The 17,879-nt window shown below is 66.7% G+C and carries 16 protein-coding genes; 11 read left to right on the top strand and 5 right to left on the bottom strand.

Translation table 11 applies throughout. The features are described from left to right. The first annotated feature begins 2 nt into the window (after positions 1 to 2). The 4 genes from ACSQ1X_RS16970 (at position 3) to ACSQ1X_RS16955 (ending at position 2,789) form a co-directional block, all read left to right on the top strand. The gene (locus ACSQ1X_RS16970; RefSeq protein WP_436058514.1) at positions 3 to 620 is read left to right on the top strand and encodes a Poxvirus protein I5; all 618 of its coding nucleotides are present in this window, start codon (positions 3 to 5) and stop codon (positions 618 to 620) included. A 180-nt stretch (positions 621 to 800) separates the two neighbouring features. After that, positions 801 to 2,006 carry an MFS transporter gene (locus ACSQ1X_RS16965; protein ID WP_082506933.1) on the top strand — a complete coding sequence of 402 codons (1,206 nt, stop codon included), beginning with the start codon at positions 801 to 803 and terminating at the stop codon, positions 2,004 to 2,006. A 146-nt stretch (positions 2,007 to 2,152) separates the two neighbouring features. After that, complete coding sequence (locus tag ACSQ1X_RS16960; RefSeq protein WP_436058513.1) at positions 2,153 to 2,398, top strand: hypothetical protein; 246 nt, start codon at positions 2,153 to 2,155, stop codon at positions 2,396 to 2,398. Beyond that, the gene (locus ACSQ1X_RS16955) at positions 2,328 to 2,789 is read left to right on the top strand and encodes a hypothetical protein (protein WP_436058512.1); all 462 of its coding nucleotides are present in this window, start codon (positions 2,328 to 2,330) and stop codon (positions 2,787 to 2,789) included. The genes ACSQ1X_RS16960 and ACSQ1X_RS16955 overlap by 71 nt, the downstream gene beginning before the upstream one ends. A gap of 9 nt (positions 2,790 to 2,798) precedes the next feature. Here the strand turns inward: ACSQ1X_RS16955 and ACSQ1X_RS16950 are convergent, their stop codons facing one another. Both ACSQ1X_RS16950 and ACSQ1X_RS16945 read right to left on the bottom strand, forming a co-directional pair. Beyond that, positions 2,799 to 6,095, bottom strand: coding sequence for a family 78 glycoside hydrolase catalytic domain (locus ACSQ1X_RS16950; RefSeq protein ID WP_436058511.1), 3,297 nt, complete (start codon positions 6,093 to 6,095; stop codon positions 2,799 to 2,801). Next, positions 6,092 to 8,152, bottom strand: coding sequence for a DUF6807 family protein (locus ACSQ1X_RS16945; protein WP_436058510.1), 2,061 nt, complete (start codon positions 8,150 to 8,152; stop codon positions 6,092 to 6,094). The genes ACSQ1X_RS16950 and ACSQ1X_RS16945 overlap by 4 nt, the downstream gene beginning before the upstream one ends. A 319-nt stretch (positions 8,153 to 8,471) precedes the next feature. On the opposite strand from ACSQ1X_RS16945, the gene ACSQ1X_RS16940 reads away from it, so the two are divergent. The 6 genes from ACSQ1X_RS16940 (at position 8,472) to ACSQ1X_RS16915 (ending at position 14,178) form a co-directional block, all read left to right on the top strand. After that, entirely contained in the window at positions 8,472 to 9,155 is a 684-nt protein-coding gene (locus ACSQ1X_RS16940) for a YesL family protein (protein ID WP_436058509.1), read from the top strand. Positions 9,156 to 9,346: 191 nt separating this feature from the next. Continuing rightward, positions 9,347 to 10,876, top strand: coding sequence for an extracellular solute-binding protein (locus tag ACSQ1X_RS16935; protein WP_436058508.1), 1,530 nt, complete (start codon positions 9,347 to 9,349; stop codon positions 10,874 to 10,876). Continuing rightward, positions 10,873 to 11,847: an ABC transporter permease gene (locus ACSQ1X_RS16930; RefSeq protein ID WP_055804813.1), complete on the top strand. Its 975-nt coding sequence runs from the start codon at positions 10,873 to 10,875 to the stop codon at positions 11,845 to 11,847. Before ACSQ1X_RS16935 ends, ACSQ1X_RS16930 begins: the two co-directional genes overlap by 4 nt. Then, complete coding sequence (locus ACSQ1X_RS16925; RefSeq protein WP_436058507.1) at positions 11,847 to 12,719, top strand: carbohydrate ABC transporter permease; 873 nt, start codon at positions 11,847 to 11,849, stop codon at positions 12,717 to 12,719. The genes ACSQ1X_RS16930 and ACSQ1X_RS16925 overlap by 1 nt, the downstream gene beginning before the upstream one ends. Positions 12,720 to 12,756: 37 nt before the next feature. Continuing rightward, positions 12,757 to 13,476: a rhamnogalacturonan acetylesterase gene (locus tag ACSQ1X_RS16920; protein WP_436058506.1), complete on the top strand. Its 720-nt coding sequence runs from the start codon at positions 12,757 to 12,759 to the stop codon at positions 13,474 to 13,476. Further along, positions 13,477 to 14,178, top strand: coding sequence for a DUF1961 family protein (locus ACSQ1X_RS16915; protein WP_436058505.1), 702 nt, complete (start codon positions 13,477 to 13,479; stop codon positions 14,176 to 14,178). It abuts the gene before it with no gap. Here the strand turns inward: ACSQ1X_RS16915 and ACSQ1X_RS16910 are convergent. The 3 genes from ACSQ1X_RS16910 to ACSQ1X_RS16900 all read right to left on the bottom strand — a co-directional run bounded on the left by ACSQ1X_RS16910 (position 14,175) and on the right by ACSQ1X_RS16900 (position 17,264). Next, positions 14,175 to 15,005, bottom strand: coding sequence for an oxidoreductase (locus ACSQ1X_RS16910; RefSeq protein WP_436058504.1), 831 nt, complete (start codon positions 15,003 to 15,005; stop codon positions 14,175 to 14,177). The genes ACSQ1X_RS16915 and ACSQ1X_RS16910 overlap by 4 nt on opposite strands. Positions 15,006 to 15,132: 127 nt before the next feature. Next, a complete protein-coding gene (locus ACSQ1X_RS16905) occupies positions 15,133 to 16,038 on the bottom strand; it encodes an alpha/beta fold hydrolase (RefSeq protein ID WP_436058503.1) in 906 nt (301 codons plus the stop codon). A 185-nt stretch (positions 16,039 to 16,223) separates the two neighbouring features. After that, on the bottom strand, positions 16,224 to 17,264 hold the full coding sequence (locus ACSQ1X_RS16900; RefSeq protein WP_436058502.1) for a LacI family DNA-binding transcriptional regulator: 1,041 nt from the start codon (positions 17,262 to 17,264) through the stop codon (positions 16,224 to 16,226). A 225-nt stretch (positions 17,265 to 17,489) separates the two neighbouring features. Between ACSQ1X_RS16900 and ACSQ1X_RS16895 the strand changes: the two genes are divergently transcribed. Continuing rightward, the gene (locus tag ACSQ1X_RS16895; protein WP_436058501.1) at positions 17,490 to 17,846 is read left to right on the top strand and encodes an L-rhamnose mutarotase; all 357 of its coding nucleotides are present in this window, start codon (positions 17,490 to 17,492) and stop codon (positions 17,844 to 17,846) included. Positions 17,847 to 17,879: the final 33 nt, after the last annotated feature.

Genomic DNA, 17,879 nt, shown 5'->3' with positions numbered 1-17,879 from the left:
GCGTGGACAGCACCACACCCGCGTCCGGCCGCGAGGAACCGATCCCGGTCAACCGCTTCGCACTGTTTTCCGAGACCCTGCTGGCCGGAGTACTGGTGCTGGTGCTGTCCATTCCGCTGGTCACCATCCCGGCCGCCTACGCCGCGGGCATCGCCCACCTCGAACGGCACCTCTCCGGAAGGGATGACTCCCTCCGTGTCCTTTGGGGCACGTTCCGCTCGGCCCTGCCGGGCAGCTGGAAGCTGGGAATCGCGACGGCGGCAGCCGCCGTCGTGATTGTCCTGAACCTCCTGCTCGCAATAGTCGGGCAGCTGCCGGGGAGTTCGGTGGTCCTTCCGGCCACGGTCATCCTGGCGGCCGCAGGAGCCATCCTGCTGCTGCGCACTGCCGCAGCGTGGTCAGACTTTGCGGGCGGCCCGGCGCCAGGCCGCGGCTGGCCGTCCGCCCTTGATGCCGCCAAAGCACTCTCGCTGCGGGACTGGAGCGGCTCCCTCCTGCTGGCCGCCGCCCTCTTTGCCGCGGTGGTGTTCGTCTGGATGCTGGCCGCCCTGTTTGTCGTGGTGCCGGGCACCCTCATCCTGGCCTCGGCCGCAGTCAAGATGCGCTCGGCGCGCGCATAGCACTATTTCGTCCCAGCAGGTCCACTTCACAACCGAGTTGAGCCAGACGTGACTTCCGAGCGCCACCCGTCCGAAGAGTCCCTCCAAGCCCCCGAACAAGATTCAGGACGAGCCCCCGAACAGGCCTCTGCGCAAGCCCCCGCGCCAGGCTCAGAACGGCCGCCGCGCTGGTACCACCCGCTGGCGCAGCGCAACTACCGCCTGTTCGTCGCCATTCAGCTCGCCGGCAGCACCGGCGTCTGGATGCAGCGCCTTGCCCAGGACTGGCTGGTGCTCCAGCTGACCGGAAGCCCCGCGGCCGTGGGCGTGGCGGTGGCGCTCCAGTTCCTGCCCATGCTGGTGGTGGGCCCCCTCAGCGGCGTCCTGGTCGACCTCTTCCCGAAGCGCCGCATCCTGCTGATCTGCCAGTCCGTCACCGCCGTCCTGGCCCTGGCCCTCGCCGTGCTGGATGCCGGCGGCGGGATCACCGTTTGGGCCGTCTATGCCTGCTGTGTGGCTTTGGGCATTACGTCCGCCGTTGATGGCCCTGCCCGTCAGGTGTTCGTCAACGAGGTGGTGGGGGATGCCGCGCTGCGTCCCGCGATCGGCCTGAACAACGCGATAGGCCAGCTCGGCGCGATGGTGGGCCCCGCCCTCGGCGGCCTGCTGATCGCCAAGGCGGGTTCGGCTGCCGCGTTCGCCGCGAACGCGCTGGTGTGCCTGGCGGTACTGGGCATGATTACTGCCATCCGTACCTCCCAGCTCCACCCCAGCGAGCCGCCCCTTCGCGGGCGCGGGCAGGTTCTGGCCGGCTTCCGCTACGTGCGCCACCGGCACTCCCTCCTGCTGGTGATGCTGCTGGCCGGACTCCTGGGCGCGTTCGGCATGAACGGACCCGTGGTGCTTGCGGCGTTCGCCAACGACGTCTGGCACAGCGGCGCCGCAGGCTTTGGCATGTTCAATACTTTCAGCGCCGGCGGTGCCCTGGCCGGCGCGTTGCTGGCGGCGCGGCTCCGCACCCTGGGGCGCCGCGGAATAGTGGTGAGCGCGGGGCTGTTCGGGCTGACCCAGCTGGTGGCTGCCCTGATGCCGACGCAGGAGCTGTTTGTGGCCATGCTGGTGCTGGTGGGGGTGATGACGCTGCTCTTCCTGACCAGCGCGGCAACCACCGTCCAGCTGGAGGCCGGCGCGGACGTCCGGGGCCGCGTCCTTGCCCTGTACTTGCCGCTGCTGCTGGGCGGACACGCCCTCGGCGGGCTGCTGGCCGGTTGGCTGACGGAAGAGTTCGGCGTCAGGACCGGCCTGGTGGTGACCGGCGCGCTCGGGATGCTGTCCGCTGCAGTCATCGGGATGCTGCTGTGGCTCAATGCCCGACGGCGGTCCGGCGCCGGGTTTTTGTCCAGCTAACGCGGAGCTAACCATCCGCCGACGTCCCTTGAGCCGGACAGAAACTCGGCAGGGCATCCTTATTGACTGTGACCCGGAGCACATTTAGGGTGGATGAGAAAGCGCTTTCTCGCTCGTCCCACTCCACCCGTCGAAGAGGACATCGAATGATTTTTCGCGCCCTGAAATCCCGGACTCCCAAGATCGCGGCAGTGGCAGCCGCCCTCGCGCTGACCCTTTCCGGCTGCGGAGGTGGTGCCCAGTCCGATGCCGGCGGCCCCGTGACGCTGCGCTTCACCTGGTGGGGCTCGGATGTCCGGCACAAAATGACCCAGAGACTGATTGACGCGTTCGAGGCCAAGAGCCTCCGGCCAGCCCCTGGAGATCAAGCGGCCGCCGAGCACGGCCGGTGACGCGAAGTCGGCACAGCAGTACTACAAAGCGTCCCAGCTCTGGTCGGCGAGCTCGCGCACCAAGCACCCGAAAGAGGCGCAACAGTTCATCGATTTCCTGGCAAACAGCGTTGAGGCGGGCGAGATTGCGCTGGCTGACCGCGGCATTCCCGGCAACTCCGAGGTGCGCGACGCCATTCAGTCGAAGCTAAGCCCGGCGGACGCCGCCACGGCTTCCTTCATCAACGATATTGCGGATGAAGTGGGCGACGCCCCCGTTGTCCCGCCGGCAGGGTCCAGCCCGGCCTCGGAAATCCTCACCCGCTTCGTCACCGAGGTCCACTTCGGCCGGCTGAGCCCGGAGGAAGCCGCGAAGAAGTCGATCGAGGAGATCAAGAGCGGACTCAGCTAGCGGGCAGGGCTAAAATCTGGCTGTTCCGGCCGGCTGCTCCGGCCGGAACAGCCAGGTCCCCGGATCGATCCGGAACGTGACGGGATCAGTTCCCGTGCAGGGCCCGACGACGGCGGCATCCGGCGTCGGGCCCTCCACCGCGTAACGGCCGGCCGGCAGCACAACGGCGGCGCGGACTCCGGCGGGCACCGTACAGCTCAGTTCCATTCCGGCGGCCCCGCGGCGCCAGCTGGCCGAAACCATTCCCCGCTGGAGCGGGACGCTCCCGCGGGCATGCTGCAGCCGGCAGGACGGCGGCTGGATGCAGACCTCAGTTCCGCCGTCTGCCACCCGGACGCCGAGCACGTGGCTAAGGATTTCCCGGATCACGGAAGCGGACCACGCGTGCGACTGGCTGTAATCCGTGGCCTCGTCCAGCTCCCAGGCTTCCCACGTGAAACTGGCGCCGGATTCCAGCAGCCGGGCCCAGCCGGGCTGCCCGGGGTTCGTCAGCAGGTCCAGCACCTCGTCCACCATCCCCGCCGCGAGCAGTGCCCGCACCAGGCGGTGCACAGTCATGGGACCCTGCCGCATTCCCATCCCGGCCAGCCGCCGGCCGTCCCGCTCCACCCAGATCTCCGGGGTGATGCCCAGCGACATCGGGAAGGACGTGGCGTGCTGGGAGGCATGGCCGCTTGGCGTGCCGTTGGCGTGCAGTCCGTCCACCATCGCGCCGTCCACGCGCAGGCGGATGTTGATGGCGGCGGACAGCTCGTCCGAGTGCGCGCGGTACTCAGCGGCCTCCCGGCGTCGACCGGTCAGTTCGCACAACCCGGCCACTGCATTCAGGACGGAGACAGCCTGGGCGTTAACCGTGGTTTTCGCGGCGCATTCCATGTCGTAGCCGAACCGCCCGGGCGCCGGCCAATCCACGATTCCGTGGAGGTAGGGGCCCGAGCCGCCGCCGAGGCAGGTAACGAGCCCCGCCGTCGGGCCTTCTGCCGGGATGTGGCGCAGGACGTAACCGGCGGTGGCGCGCAGGGCCGGCAGCAGCTCTTCCACCAGCGCGGTGTCGCCGCTGTTCCGGTGGTAGTCCTCCACCCATTCGGGCATCATCAGGGAGAAGTCAGGGATGTCGCGCTTGCCGTCGCCGTTGGGATACACAGCGTTGTAGCGGCCGTGCTCGCCGCCGTCGGACCAGTACCGCCCGGCCGATGCCGCAAACTCGCGCAAGGCCTGGGCCGTCAGGTTCCGTTCGCCGAAGAGCGCCATGGTGGCGTAGGAGATGTTGACGGCGTCGCCGAGGAACTGGCCCTTTTCGCGGGTGGGGGTATCCACGAACTGTTCCTGCACGCCGTACAGCGCGGAGTCCCGCAGCAGCGTGAACACGGCGTCAAGGGCCGGATCGGAACTGCTGAAGCTGCCCTCCCACTGACCGCTTCCGGGATGTTCGGAATGTACGACGACGCCGCTCACCGCGGCGATTTCCCCCGCCGGAATCCCGGGTACTTCGAGGTACCGGAACCCCAGATGCACGGCGGCTTCATAGCGCTGCGGCCCGGAAACCTGGGTGTAGGGGAAGGACATATCGGTGTTCTGGCTGGCGGACTTGCCGCGGTCAACCCGGCCGTCCGGACCCAGGGTGTAGCCGGCGCGGATCATCACGGTGCGGCCGGCCAGGCCGTCGGCGAAGTCCACCGTTGGCCGGGCGGGGAGTACGCGGCCGAAGTCCGCCACGACTGTACCGTCGTGCGCGGTCAGCAGCCTGGCCGCGCGGACGGGTGTCCGGGCCAGGAACGTGCGCCGGGGGAGTACGGCGGGAAAGTCGGTGACCGGGTGCCTGCCGAGCGACGTGGCTGGTTCCCAGACGGCCGGGGCGGTGGCGTCCAGATGCTCCACCGGGTCGCCTTCATCGTTCCGGTAACCGGACTGCCGGTACGGACCTTCCGCCACCTGCCAGCCGGGACCTGTGCCGAACACCTCGCGGCGGCCGTCGTCATAGTCGACGTGGAGCTGGGCCAGGAACCCGGGAACTCCGGCAGCCCTGCCCTGACCCGGACCGTACCAGTGCACCCGGGCGGAAAGGACCACATTGCGGACCCCGGTCTGCAGCATGGCGGTGACGTCGGCGGCATCGTAATAGCCCTCACCCGGGTAGCCGAAGGACGACGTCTCCAGGACTGCCCTGCCGGAGAATGCCGTGCCGATGCTGAACACGGCCTGGTGGCTGGCGGCGGCGAACAGCCTGGCGCGCACCACCTTGCCGGAAAGCGGTACGTCCGCGCGGGCCAGCGTCCACTCGTCGGGCTGGCGGTGGGTTGTGGTGCGGGTCCACTCGGCGAGGCATGCACTTACGGGGTCAGCTCCGGCATCGAACCGGTGGTTAACAAGAAACTGGCCGGCCGGGCTGCCGGTGCAGCAGTTGAGCTCCGCCCCGGCACCGTCCGTGACCACGATCGAGCCGTATTCGGCCTGGCTCCGCGGGCCCTGGTGCAGGGCAAGGCTTCCCCGGAACCCGGCGGGGACGGGCTCGTCGACGCTGAGTAAGTGCGCGCCGTCGAGCGTCACCGTGATGGTGCGTCCGTCATCGGTGACTGTCAGGTCCTGCCATGTGCCGGGGACCAGGTCCTTGCCGGGCAGCCGTTCCTGGCTGATGTTCACGTCGCGTTCCTGGTGGGCGCTGGCCAGGATCTCGGTCGCGGGCACTGAAGCGGAGGGGATCTCCCACGGGGCCGCGCGCCGGAGAACCACGGTCCCGGCGGAATTCAGTTCCAGCAGCAGGCCGGTACCGGGGCCGGTGGTGCGCAGGAGCAGGCCCGCCCATCCCATCACCGGCCTCAGGCGCGCCTCCAGCCGGAGCTGGCGGACGGGCGTGCAGGGGAGCGGGAGGTAGGGCGAACCGGCAACCCGCAAGGCGCCGTCGAGCACTTCCAGTGGAGCGCGGCCGCCGGGCGCCCGGCGGATCCATTCGGCATTCCAGTCCGGAGTGTCGAGGCCCGTGCTGAAACCCTGCGGCGCGGACCAGGGCCCGGGGACGCCTGCGGCGTCGTGGACACGGACGGCCCAGCGGTAGTCGGCGTCCGGCGCGAGGTCCGGACCGCCGTAGGGAACGTAGTGCTGCTCGCCGGAGGCCACGGTGCCCGAGTCCCACAGCAGCTTACCGGCCGCGTCGCTGAGCCGGAGCTGGTAGGCGCCTTGATAGCAGGAGGCCGGATCGTTGCCTTTCCCGGCCTCGAGCGCCCAGCCGAAGTGAGGGCGCCTCGCTGCCGTCAGGCAGGTTTCAAGCCCGTCGGTGAGGAAGCCGACGGCGGCAAGAAGGCCCGTCATCTGTCAGCAGCCAATGCGGCAGCCTCGGCGGGGGTCAGCACGCCGTCAGCGATCCACACCGTGAAGGAGCGCCGGACGGATTCTCCCGCGGCGAGGATTACCGGACGGTCCCAGGCCAGGGCCGAACCCGCCCCCGGGTAGCCGTGCAGCCGGACGAACCAGGGGTCGGGTGCCTCGGCCGGCGCGGCAAACACCAGGCTCGCCGCGCCCTCCGGGAACTCCGCGGTCCAGGCCAGCCAAGGCGAGACGGAGCCGTGGACGGCCGCCTCACCTTGCCGGTCCGCCGTGAAGACGTCCGCCGCGGAGCACGCGGGCAGCCGCCAGAAGAACCCGCCGTAGCCGCTGCCCGCGGCACCGTTGGACCCGGGACCGCCGAGCGACGCGTCGACGACGGCGGTCAGTTCAGTTGCCAGGTCCAGCCGCCAGGTGCGGTGGTCCACTCTGCCGGCGCGGGTGGTGCGGCGCTCGCGGAGGAGTTCGCTGCCGTCCGGTGCCTGCCAGCCCAGGTCCTGGTGGAGGGAGTCGCCGGCCGGTGATGGCGGTTCTGACCTTGCCGCGAGCAGCACAATCCGGCCGTGGTCCGGGCGTTCCTCGTACCGCCCGGCAGCGCGGGTGTAGGTCTTGCCGCCCCAGAAATTGGTGCCGTTCACGTCCTGCAGTGCGATGCCGGCACCCAGGTGCCACGGGTGGTCCGCGGGCAGGTGGTCGGTGACAGTGACTCCGCCGAGCGATCGCACCGGATGCAGGTACGGGCGGGGCGAGAGACGGGCCGCGAGGGCGGAACCGGTTCGGGCAGTAACGAGCGGCACCGTGGAAAGTGCCAATGTGTCCGCACCGTCGGCGGAAGGCCGCGCCCAGGGCAGGCCGAGTTCACTGAAGGTGGCGTGCGCCGCCGTCGCGCGTTCCAGCGCATCTTCGACGCCCGTGATCACGGCGTGGGCGGAGTCGCCCTGGCCTACCCAGTCGAGGTACCGGTCCGGGACCAGGGCAGGGGCCTCGGCGGTGCGGATAGCCTCCAGAACGCGCATGAATGCTCCGCTGTCCGCGAGGGAACTGATCAACTGCCCGCCCGTCGGCAGGTCCTGCAGGCGGCGGTGCCGCAAGTGCTCCAGCAGGTTCTCGGTGAGGTCGTCCCGGGCAAAAACCTCGTGGCGCTCGCCGGCGGCAGTGCTGACGGTCACGCGGTCTTCGGTGTAGTGGAACACTGCCGTGCCTTCGCTGCCCTGCAGGGTGATGTAGGGTTCCACGGATTCCGTGGCGCAGAGGGTCAGTGCGCAGGTGATGGGAAGGCCGGACGTGGTGCGGACCCGGATGACGGAGGTGTCGTCCGACTCGATGTCATTGGCGCGGTAGAGGTCCGTTTCCACCGAGGAGAGATCGTCCGCGGTCCGCGCGCCGGCTATCCGTAAGGCGGTGGCGATGGCGTGCGCCAGGGGGTTGGTAGCCACGCCGTCAACGACGTCGACACCGTCGAGGCTGCGCTTGCCCGCCCAGCGCGACCGTTTGTAGTACGCGCGGTCGCGCACCCAGCGGCCGGTGGCGGAGATTCCCAGGAGGGTGCCGATTTCCCCGGCCGCGAGCAGGTCTTCGATGGCCTGCAGGGCCTGCGAGCCCAGGCTCTGGAAACCGATCTGGACACTCCGTCCGGCGGCTGCGGCGGCGTCCTGCAGCCGGGTGAAATCGGCCAGCGATGCTACCGGGGGTTTCTCCAGGTATACGTCGGCGTGGGGGAGGGCGGTGAGAGCCAGGGGTGCGTGCGTCTGGATGGGAGTGGCCACAATGACGAGGTCCAGCGCAGGGGTTGCTGCAAGGAGTTCGTCCAGGGTGCCGAACACCGCGGTCCCGGGAGGGAGCGCGCCGGCGGCCGGGGGATTCGGGTCGGCGACAGCCACGAGGGTGACGGCTCCGCCTTGCTGGAGCCTTTCAAGGTTGCGGAGGTGGTGGGTGCCGAAGCCGTGAACGCCGACGAGTGCCACCCTGGCCGGGGCGGAGGTGGTTTTGCGTTCTTCGGTGGGCATTTTGCGTTCTTCCGGGACGGGCTCGGACAGGGTGCCCATGGCTCTCCTCTTCTGTTCCCGGTATTTCCCTTTCCCAGGGCCGGGTCTGACGTCGGTGTCGGTGCGGAATTCGCCGGGCGCAGGCCCGTGCCCGTCGCTTTTAGAGTAGGCCGTGGGTCCCGCTCCAGCTGTTGGTAAGCGCTTTCCAACTTGTTGTCGCCACCAGTCTAACCCGGCACCGGTGAATATGTAACGATTCAAATTGCACCTTGACCGCCGCTTCAAAAGCGTCTAGATTTTCGAGAAACCGCTTACTGACGTGACGTGGACCACTGCGGCCCCCGTTTCTGCAACGATGGAGATCCGAAGGGGGCTGGCTGTGCTGGCTGGAAGTTTTAATGCCAAGGCGTACTCATTTTTCGATACCCTGCTGTGGATTGCCTGCTTGAATCTGCTGTGGATGGTGTTCTCGCTCGCCGGGCTGGGCGTCCTCGGGATAGGGCCTGCCACGGCAGCGGCGCAGATCCTGGTGCGCCGCAGGGTCAGGGGCGAGGCTGCTCCGCTGCTCCGCTCATTTGCCGGGGAGTTTGGACGCAACTTCGGCCGTGCCAATGGCCTGATGCTGCCGGTCCTGTTGGCCGGTGCGGCGCTGGCGCTGAACTGGAATTACTTCTCCCGCTCCGGTGACCTCCTGTCGCAGTTGATGGCGGCGGGTGCTTTCCTGGCCGCGATCTTCCTGGCGGCCGTCGCCTGCCACCTCTTTCCCATGTTTGCCCGCTACGAGCTGCCGCTTCCGCAGTACCTCCTGATGTCATCGCGGTTTGCCCTCCGGCACCTGGCAGGCACGGCAATCCTGCTGTTCGTGACTGCCGTCGCGCTATTCGCCAGCCAGGCCGTGCCGGGTCTCATTCCGTTCTTCAGTGTCGGAGCGTGGCTCTACGTGACCGGCTGGCTGTGCGACCGGTTTTTCACTGCGAACGACGAATCCGTCGCCGGCAATGTTGACGAGGCTGCCGCGGCCGCCAGGTTCCCGGCTGCAATGGCTGGAGCTCCCCTTGGCTGAGCCATCCGACGCCCGCATGAGCTGCCGGATCTGCCGCGTGGAGTCCTCCGCCTTCAGTGTTACTAATTTTTTCGGGAAACCAAATGAAACGTATCAAAAGTCGCCCCGGACTTCCCGAACACCCATCTGACTTCAGAGTCAGCCCCAAAACTGACCCAACCGACCCCGAAGAAGTGGAAAAGGAAAACATCATGACCCGTAGAAAACTCAGCCTGGCGGCCGCCGTCGTGACCGCCACCGCCTTGACCCTCACGGCTTGCAGCGGGGGTGAAGCGCCGGCTGCGGATTCCTCGAAGATCACCATCATGGCGCCGTTCCTGGAGGCGCAGCCGCCGTCCGCCGACGGCGCCGTGCAGCAGAAGCTGGAGGAGCTCACCGGCAAGGACGTGAGCATCACCTGGACGCCGAACGCGTCCTACGAGGACAAGATGAACATCACGCTCGCCTCCTCCGAGATTCCGCAGGTCATGGTGGTGCAGGGCAAGTCCCCGGGCTTCGTCAAGAACGCCGAGGCCGGGGCCTTCTGGGACCTCACGGACAAGCTGGACGAGTACCCCAACCTGAAGACCACCTTTCCGGAGGTCGAGAAGAACGCCAGCGTCAACGGCAAGGTCTACGGCGTCTTTCGTGCCCGCAACCCCATCCGGTCGGCCGTCATGTTCCGCCAGGACTGGCTGGACAAGCTCGGTTTGAAGGCTCCCGAAACCACGGAGGACCTGTACAAGGTGGCCAAAGCGTTCACCGAACAGGACCCGGACGGCAACGGCCAGAACGACACGTGGGGCATCACCGTTCCCAAGTTCGGGGCATTGGGCACCAACAGTCCGTACGACATGATTGAAACCTGGTACGGCGCGGGCAACCGGTGGACCGAAAGGGACGGAAAACTGATCCCGAGCTTCGAGACCGAGGAGTTCCTGGAAGCCAACCGCTTCGTCAAGAAGATGGTGGACGAGAAGCTCATCAACCCGGACTTTGCCACCTTTGACGGCACCAAGTGGAACGAACCGTTCTTCAACGGCAAGGGCGGCATCATCGTCGACGTCGACTCCCGCGTCAGCGTCCTGATCAACCTGTTCAAGCAGGCCAACCCGAACGACTTCCAGAACAAGGTGGGCTTCGTCGGAGGGCTCCAAGGCCCGGACGGCGAACTGCACACGCATCCCACCGACGGCTACTCCGGCTTCCTGGCCGTGCCCAAGACCAGCGTCCGCACCGAGGCTGAACTGAAGAACGTTCTGCAGTTCCTCGACAAGATGAACTCCAAGGAAGTGGCCGCGCTCCTCAACAACGGCATCGAAGGCGTCAACTTCACTGTCGAGGACGGCAAGGCAGCCACCATCAAACCCGAAACCCCCGAAGGCAAGACCGTGGCCACGGACATCAAGAGCTACGCGCAGCTGGGCACCAACGTCACGGGCAACAACTTCTACCCCGTCAAGCAGGCCTCGGCCTACGAGCAGGAAGTCTTCGACAAGCGGGTCGAGGTCATGGCGGAGGACCTGAAGAGCGCCGTCTACAACCCGGCAGCGGCGTTCGTTTCGCCCACCTACGTTGCCAAGGGCGCGCAGCTGGACAACATCGTGGCTGACGCCCGGATCAAGTACCTGGCCGGCCAGACTGACGAACAGGGCCTGAAAGATGCCATCAAGCTGTGGAAGACCAGCGGCGGCGACAAGGTCCAGGAAGAGATCAACAAGCTCTGGCAGGACAGCAAGTGACAACGTCCACCGTTGACGTCAAAGCCCCGGAGCAGGCGCCGCCACCAGCGCCTGCCCCGGGGCGGCGACGCCGCTTCGCCGTCCACTTCGCGCATTACAAGTGGCTGTACCTGCTCCTGCTGCCGGGGGTCATCTACTTTGCGGTGTTCCGGTACGCCCCGATGTACGGGGTGTCCATCGCGTTCAAGGACTACGTCCCGTTCCTGGGCGTCAACGCAAGCCCCTGGGTGGGCTTCCAGCACTTCCAGGATTTCTTCTCCAACCCCGACTTCGGCCGGCTGCTGGGCAACACCCTGATCCTCGCGTTCCTGAACCTCGGGATCGCGTTTCCGCTGACCATCGTCCTGGCGCTGCTGCTGAACGAGGTCCGTCTGTCTATCCTCAAACGCACGGTCCAGACGCTCGTCTACATCCCGCACTTCCTGTCCTGGACCATCGTGGCGTCGCTGAGCTTCCTGCTGTTCGCCCTGGACTTCGGGCCGCTGTTCCTGTTCATCAACTCAGTGCTTGGCACGGACATCGACTTCCTGTCCGACCCCGCCTGGTTCCGGCCGCTCATTGTGCTCCAGGAGATCTGGAAGAACACCGGCTGGGGGACCATCATCTTCCTGGCAGCGCTGGCAACCGTGGACCAGGACCAGTATGAGGCCGCGATCATCGACGGCGCCGGCAGGTTCCGCAGGGTCTGGCACATCACCCTGCCCGGGATCCGCTCCACCATCATCGTGATGCTCATCCTGGCGATCGGGCAGATGCTCAACACCGGCTTCGAGCAGATTTACCTCATGACCAACGCCCTCAACCGCGACGTGGCCGACGTCTTCGACACCTACGTGTACTTCGTGGGCATCACCCAGGGCGCGTACTCCTATTCCACCGCGGTGGGCCTGTTCAAGTCCCTGGTGGGCATCGTGCTGATCTTCGGCACCAACGCCCTGGCCAAGCGGTTCAACCAGAGCGGACTGTTCTAATGAAGATTCACAACACCACCGGCGGCCGGATCTTCGATGCCGCCAACTACGTTTTCCTGGCGCTGATCGGCGTCCTGACACTGCTGCCGTTCGTCTACGTGTTCGCCGGCTCCTTTGCCACCGAAGCGGAAATCACCCGCCGGGCCTTCTTCGTCTGGCCGGAGCAGTTCAGCCTGGGAGCCTATGAGTACATCTTTTCCACGCCCGCGTTCATCCGGGCGCTTGTCACCACCGTGCTGGTCACGGCAGTGGGCACCGTGGTCCAGCTCATCCTCACGGTCACCATGGCCTACCCGCTGGCCAAGCGGAACCTCCGCGGCCGCCAGCTGATCCTGTCCCTGGTGGTCTTCGCCATGGTGTTCTCCGGCGGCATGATCCCCACCTTCCTGCTGATCAAGGACCTCGGCCTGCTCAACAGCTACTGGGCGCTGATCCTGCCGGCAGCCATCAACCCGTTCAGCCTGATCATCATCAAGAACTTTTTCCAGGAACTCCCCGCCGAGCTGGAAGAGTCCGCCAAGATGGACGGCGCCACGGAAATCGGAATCCTCTGGCGGATCCTGCTGCCGCTGTCCAAACCCGTGCTGGCCACGTTCGCGCTCTTCTACGCCGTGGGCATCTGGAACGACTTCATGTCGCCCCTGCTGTACCTGTCCGACAACTCCAAATGGACCCTGCAGATGTACCTGCGCCAGGTCACCGCCTCGTCCGACCTCCTGGGCGCCGGCAATGTGGACCCGAACTACATCCCGCCCGAACAGGGCATCAAATTCGCAGTGATCGTGGTGGCCACCCTGCCCATCCTGATCTTCTATCCCTTCCTGCAGAAACACTTCGCCAAAGGCATGCTCATCGGCTCCGTCAAGGGCTGAGCCAGCATCTCCAGGACACCCCAACAGAAAGAACAGCATGAAAATCCTGCTCGCCGGTGATTCCACTGTGGCCAACTGTCCCACCCACGAGTACCCCATGAGCGGCTGGGGCGCGCGGCTGCCCAGGCACGTCCACCCCTGGGCCGCGGTGCACAACTTCGCGAAAGGCGGTGCCAGCACGGAGTCCTTCGTTGAAGAGGGGCTCTGGGGCCAGCTCCTGGACACAGCGGAGGCGGGCAGCCTGGTGCTCATCCAGTTCGGCCACAACGACCAGAAACACCCCCATCTGGCCGCGAGGACGGGGTACGCGGCAAACCTGCGCCGGATGGTGGCGGAGGTGCAGGCGCTCGGGGCGGTGCCGGTGCTCTGCACTTCAGTGGAGCGCCGGCACTTCCTGGCGGACGGCACCCTGGAAGACAGCCTGGAGGACTACCCCGAAGTGGTCCGTGAGATCGCGCTCGAACTGCACCTCGCCGTCGTCGACCTCAACGCCTGGACCCGCGCGCTCTACCCGGGGCTGGGCGTCGAGGAATCGAAGTCGCTGTTCTGCCATTTCGGTCCCGGCGGGCACGCCCACTGGGCTGACGGACTGGCCGACAACACGCACTTCTCCGAGTACGGTGCCTCCCTGGTCGCCGGCGAAGTGGCCGGCCAGCTCGGGGTGCTCGGCTTCGGACCGGATGCCCTGCCGGGCTCGCAAACGAGCACGACGGCGGGACTCACGACGGCGGGATTCACGACGGCGGGACGGGGCTGAGTGGGCGCGCCGCGGTTCACGACGGACCCGGTCAGGACGGAACTGGTCAGTACGGAACTGCTTTACGGCAACCCGCTTGCCGGTCCGGCGGACGTGTCCGGCTGGGTGGCCGAGGGGCCGCTCCGGCAGGGCAGCACGGGGAGTGCCCTGGAGCTTTCCGGCGCACTGGACGATCAAGAGTTCGGGGACCACGCGCACTGGACCTTCTGGTGCCCGGTGGGGTTCCCGGACGGCATCCGGATCAGCTGGGAGTTCCTGCCCCTGGCCGAGCCGGGGCTGGCCATGCTGTTCTTTTCGGCAACAGGCCACGGCGGGCAGGACCTGTTTTCGGCTGGACTCGCCCGGCGCACGGGCTTCTACCCGCAATACCACTCCGGTGACATCGATGCCCTCCATGTGTCCTACTTCCGGCACAAGTACGAGTCCGAGCGGGCCTTCCGGACCTGCAACCTGCGGAAAAGTGCCGGCTTCGAATTGGTGGCCCAGGGCGCGGACCCGCTGCCGCCGGCGGAGGACGCCAGGGATTTCTACCGCATGGAACTGGTGAAGGACGGCCCGCGCGTGGCGTTCTCCATCAACGGGCTGCCCCTCTTCGAATGGACCGATTCCTCGGACAAGGTGCTGGGCGGGGGCTATCTCGGGTTCCGGCAGATGGCGCCGCTACGTGCCGCCTACCGGAACCTCACGGTGGAGAAGCTCTAGCCTTCGATGCTCGTGTTGATGCTGAGATCCCGCCATTCGTCCAGTTCCGCGCGCTCTGCCTGGGCGACGGCGCCAAAGGCGTTGAACGCGTCCTGGCCGAGAACCAGGAGGGACGGCGGGGTCGCGCTTTTGGCGATCGCCATGATGGCCTCGGCGGCCTTCGCCGGGTCGCCGGGCTGGGTGCCGTGGACCGTGTCGTTCTCCTTGCGTCGCTTCCCGGCCGTCTCCGCATAGTCCGCGATGGCCGTCGCGGACTGGGTGAGGGAGCGGCCGGCGAAGTCAGTCCGGAACGCGCCGGGCTCGATGACGGTGACGTTGATGCCGAGCGGCTGCAGTTCCTTGTGGAGCGAACCGGACAGGCCCTCCAGGGCCGCCTTGGTGGCCGAATAGTATCCGGAGCCGGCCGGCTTGATCCGCGCTCCGATGGAGGAGATGTTCAGGATGTGCCCGGCCCTTTTGGCCCGCATGTCCGGGAGGACTGCCTTGATCATGTCGACGGCGCCGAAAACGTTGGTGTCGAACAATTGCCGGATGTCGGCGTCGTCCGCTTCCTCAACGGCGGCGCGGTAGCCGTAGCCGGCATTATTGACCAGCACGTCGACGCCGCCGAACCGCGTCCGCGCCTGCTGCACCACTGAGCTGATCTGCGCTGTGTCGGTGACGTCAAGGGGGAGGGCCAGGGCTGTGTCGGGGTAAGCAGCCGCGATGTCCTGCAGCGTGGAGGCGTTGCGCGCGGTGACGACCGCGTTGTGGCCGCGGGCGAGCACGGACTGGGCGAGGGCGCGGCCGAGTCCGGTGGAGCATCCTGTGATGAGCCAGGTAGCCATGGGTGTTCCCTTTCGTTGTTTATGCCCATACAACAGGAAGTGGATCCTCGGCGGGAGGGCCTCTTGATACGGGTACTGGTAGCCCCACCCGAACTGATGATCCGGCGCACGATTGGACCGCGGATGGTCAGGGAACGGTGCCGGCCGGTTTCAGGAATTCGGCTATTTTCGTCGCCATGGCCTTGGACTGCGTCCAGTGCAGGTAGTGGTTCCCGTCGAGGATGACCAGCTCGTGGCGCGCCACATTCTGCAGCTGGCGTTCGTGGGAGCCCAGCCATTCCGGCTGCTGGTCGATCGTTTCCCGGGACAGGAACTCAAGGACGGGAACGTGGCCTGGGTAGCTGAGCATTCGGAGCTTCGCCGCGTTCTCGGCCACCCGGTTCGTTTCGTCGGTCAGCGCCCCGTTGCCGTAGTTCCAGCTGGCCAGCATGCGCATCTGCTCGCGTTCTTCCGGCGTGTAGTTGTCGCCTGCCGGGTCTGCCAGGCCCAACGCCGCGGCCCAGCGGACCAGGCCGGTGGTCGAAGGAAGCCGTTCCCAGAAGTTGCCTGCGGCCGGCGCATCGGTGTGGGCGGGATCTTGTTCGGAGGCCATGCCGGCGGGCACCGAGGGGTCGATGCCGATAACGGCAGACACTTCCGCAGGGTACTTGTTGGCGTAGTACAGGGTGGTCAAGCCTGCTATCGAATGCCCGGCAAGGATGTACGGGCGGTCGACGGCGAGAGTGGACAGCACGGTATGAAGTTCCTCGCCCATGTTCTCGATGGTCCGGGGCCGGGCGGTCATGTCGCTGTAGCCGTAGCCGAAACCCTCCACCGCCACCACCCGGAAACCTGTCAGTTCCCGCACCAGCGGAGCGAAGTCCAGCACCGGGGCGGGCGTGCCCAGCCCGCTGAGCAGCACGATCGTCGGACCGGTTTCCCCGGAACGGGAGACATTGATGGTGCCCTGGTCGATCCGGACTTTCTCCCCGTACGCCACGGCATTCGAGCGTTCAGTCCCTTCCAGGACGAGATTCGCCGCTGTGGAGGCCACCAGCAAACCCATGATCGTCAACACCGCCGCGACGGCGATCCGGAGTGCCCCCCGTCGTCGATTTCCGTGGGGCAGCGTCCGGCCCGGCGCTGAACGGGTGCGGCGGAAAAAGGAGCGCAACGGCATAGTTCAAGATACCCCCAAGGGGTATCGGAGACAAGGGTCTGAGCGTCCTCCCGGCGCGCCTAGTCCGGGGTGGCGGCACCCGCCGTGCTTTGCCGCACCACCAGTTCAGGAGTGAAGATCACGGCACGGTGGTGGGGTCGGTCCGAGGCGGATCCCATGGCGTCCACTTCCTCGGCCAGCAGCTCGATGGCGGTCCGGCCGAGTGCGTCCGTGGGCTGGCGGATGGACGAGAGCGGCACCACGGCGGACACGGCGAAGTCGATGTCGTCGTAGCCGATCAGGGCGATGTCTTCCGGAATCCGCAGCGTGTGGAGCATGGTGAGTGACTGCATCACGCCGAGGGCGAGCAGGTCATTGGCGCAGAACACTCCTTCCGGAAGTTCGCCGGCGCTGCGGCGGACCAGTTGGTCGCCCACGCCGCGGCCCGCCAGGACCGTTTGCCCGGCGGAATCCAACACTTCCAAGGAAGCGTCCGGAACCTCGGCGACGGCGCGTTGCGCCCCCTGGAGGCGGTCCGCCACCTGGCGTATCGACGTCGGGCCTCCCACGAAAGCCAGCCGACGGCGGCCGATGTCCAGCAGGTGCCGCGCCGCAAGGTAGCCGCCGGCGTCGTCGTCAACGGAAACGGAACTGTACCTGGACTCGTCGGCCAGCCGGTCCACCAGGACGGTGGGCACGCCGCGTTCGCGCAACTGGTCGAGGCGGTCGGTGACATCGCCCACCGGCGAGATGAGCAGGCCCTGGACCCGCTGTTCCTGGAAGAGGTCGATGTAGTTCGACTCGCGGCTCGCATCATGCCCGCTGTCTCCGAGCAGGACGGCGCTTCCCTGCAGGGCGGCGGCATCCTCGGCGGCGCGGACCACGGAAGTGAAGAACGGGTTGCCGACGTCGAGCACGATCAGGCCGATGGTGCGGCTGTGCCCGGCCCGGAGCTGGCGGGCAGCGTCGTTGCGGACGAACCCGAGCTCGTCGATGGCCTGCAGAACCCGGTCCTTGGTCCGCTGTGACACCCGGTCCGGGTAGTTCAGGACATTGGAAACCGTGCCCACCGCTACGCGGGCATGGTTCGCAACATCCTTGATGCTGGCTGACCGTGACATGTTTCTCCAAGCTCTCTCGTGCGGGGCCGCGTGTGCAAACGCCCGGATCACACCCCTCGCGCCAATTGTCCTTGCCCGGTGCGGGTTCCCTTGCGAGCGAAACGGCATTCCCGGATAAACGGTTTTCATCCACTGACAATTGCTTGACACCTACTCGACTTCAAGAGTACTTTGAATCGTAACAATGAAACGATTCAAAGAATCCGAAATTCAGGAGAGTCGCAGATGAGGGTGTGTTTCCGCTCCTCCGTCCAACCGGGACTGATCGATGAGTACAGGCGCAGGCACGCGGCCGTCTGGCCGGAGATGCTGAGCGCGCTCAAGGATGCGGGCTGGCACAACTACTCGCTGTTCCTGGGCACGGACGGGCTGCTGGTGGGCTACGTGGAATGCGACGACTTCGACGCCGTGAGGGCGCGGATGGCGCTCACGGAAGTCAACGCCCGCTGGCAGGCGGAGATGGCCTCTCTTTTTGACAATCCGGACACCACGGATCAAGCCCCCGACGAAGGGTTCCTGGTCCTCGAAGAAGTCTTCAATCTTGACGATCAGCTTGCGGCGGCGGAGGCCACAGCACGCTGAGTCACCCAGGCTCCAGCAGCGGGGCCGCAGCAC

It is taken from the genome of Arthrobacter sp. LjRoot78, from assembly GCF_964254335.1.
Taxonomy (GTDB): domain Bacteria; phylum Actinomycetota; class Actinomycetes; order Actinomycetales; family Micrococcaceae; genus Arthrobacter.
This window is presented reverse-complemented; position numbering and strand designations above follow the sequence as displayed.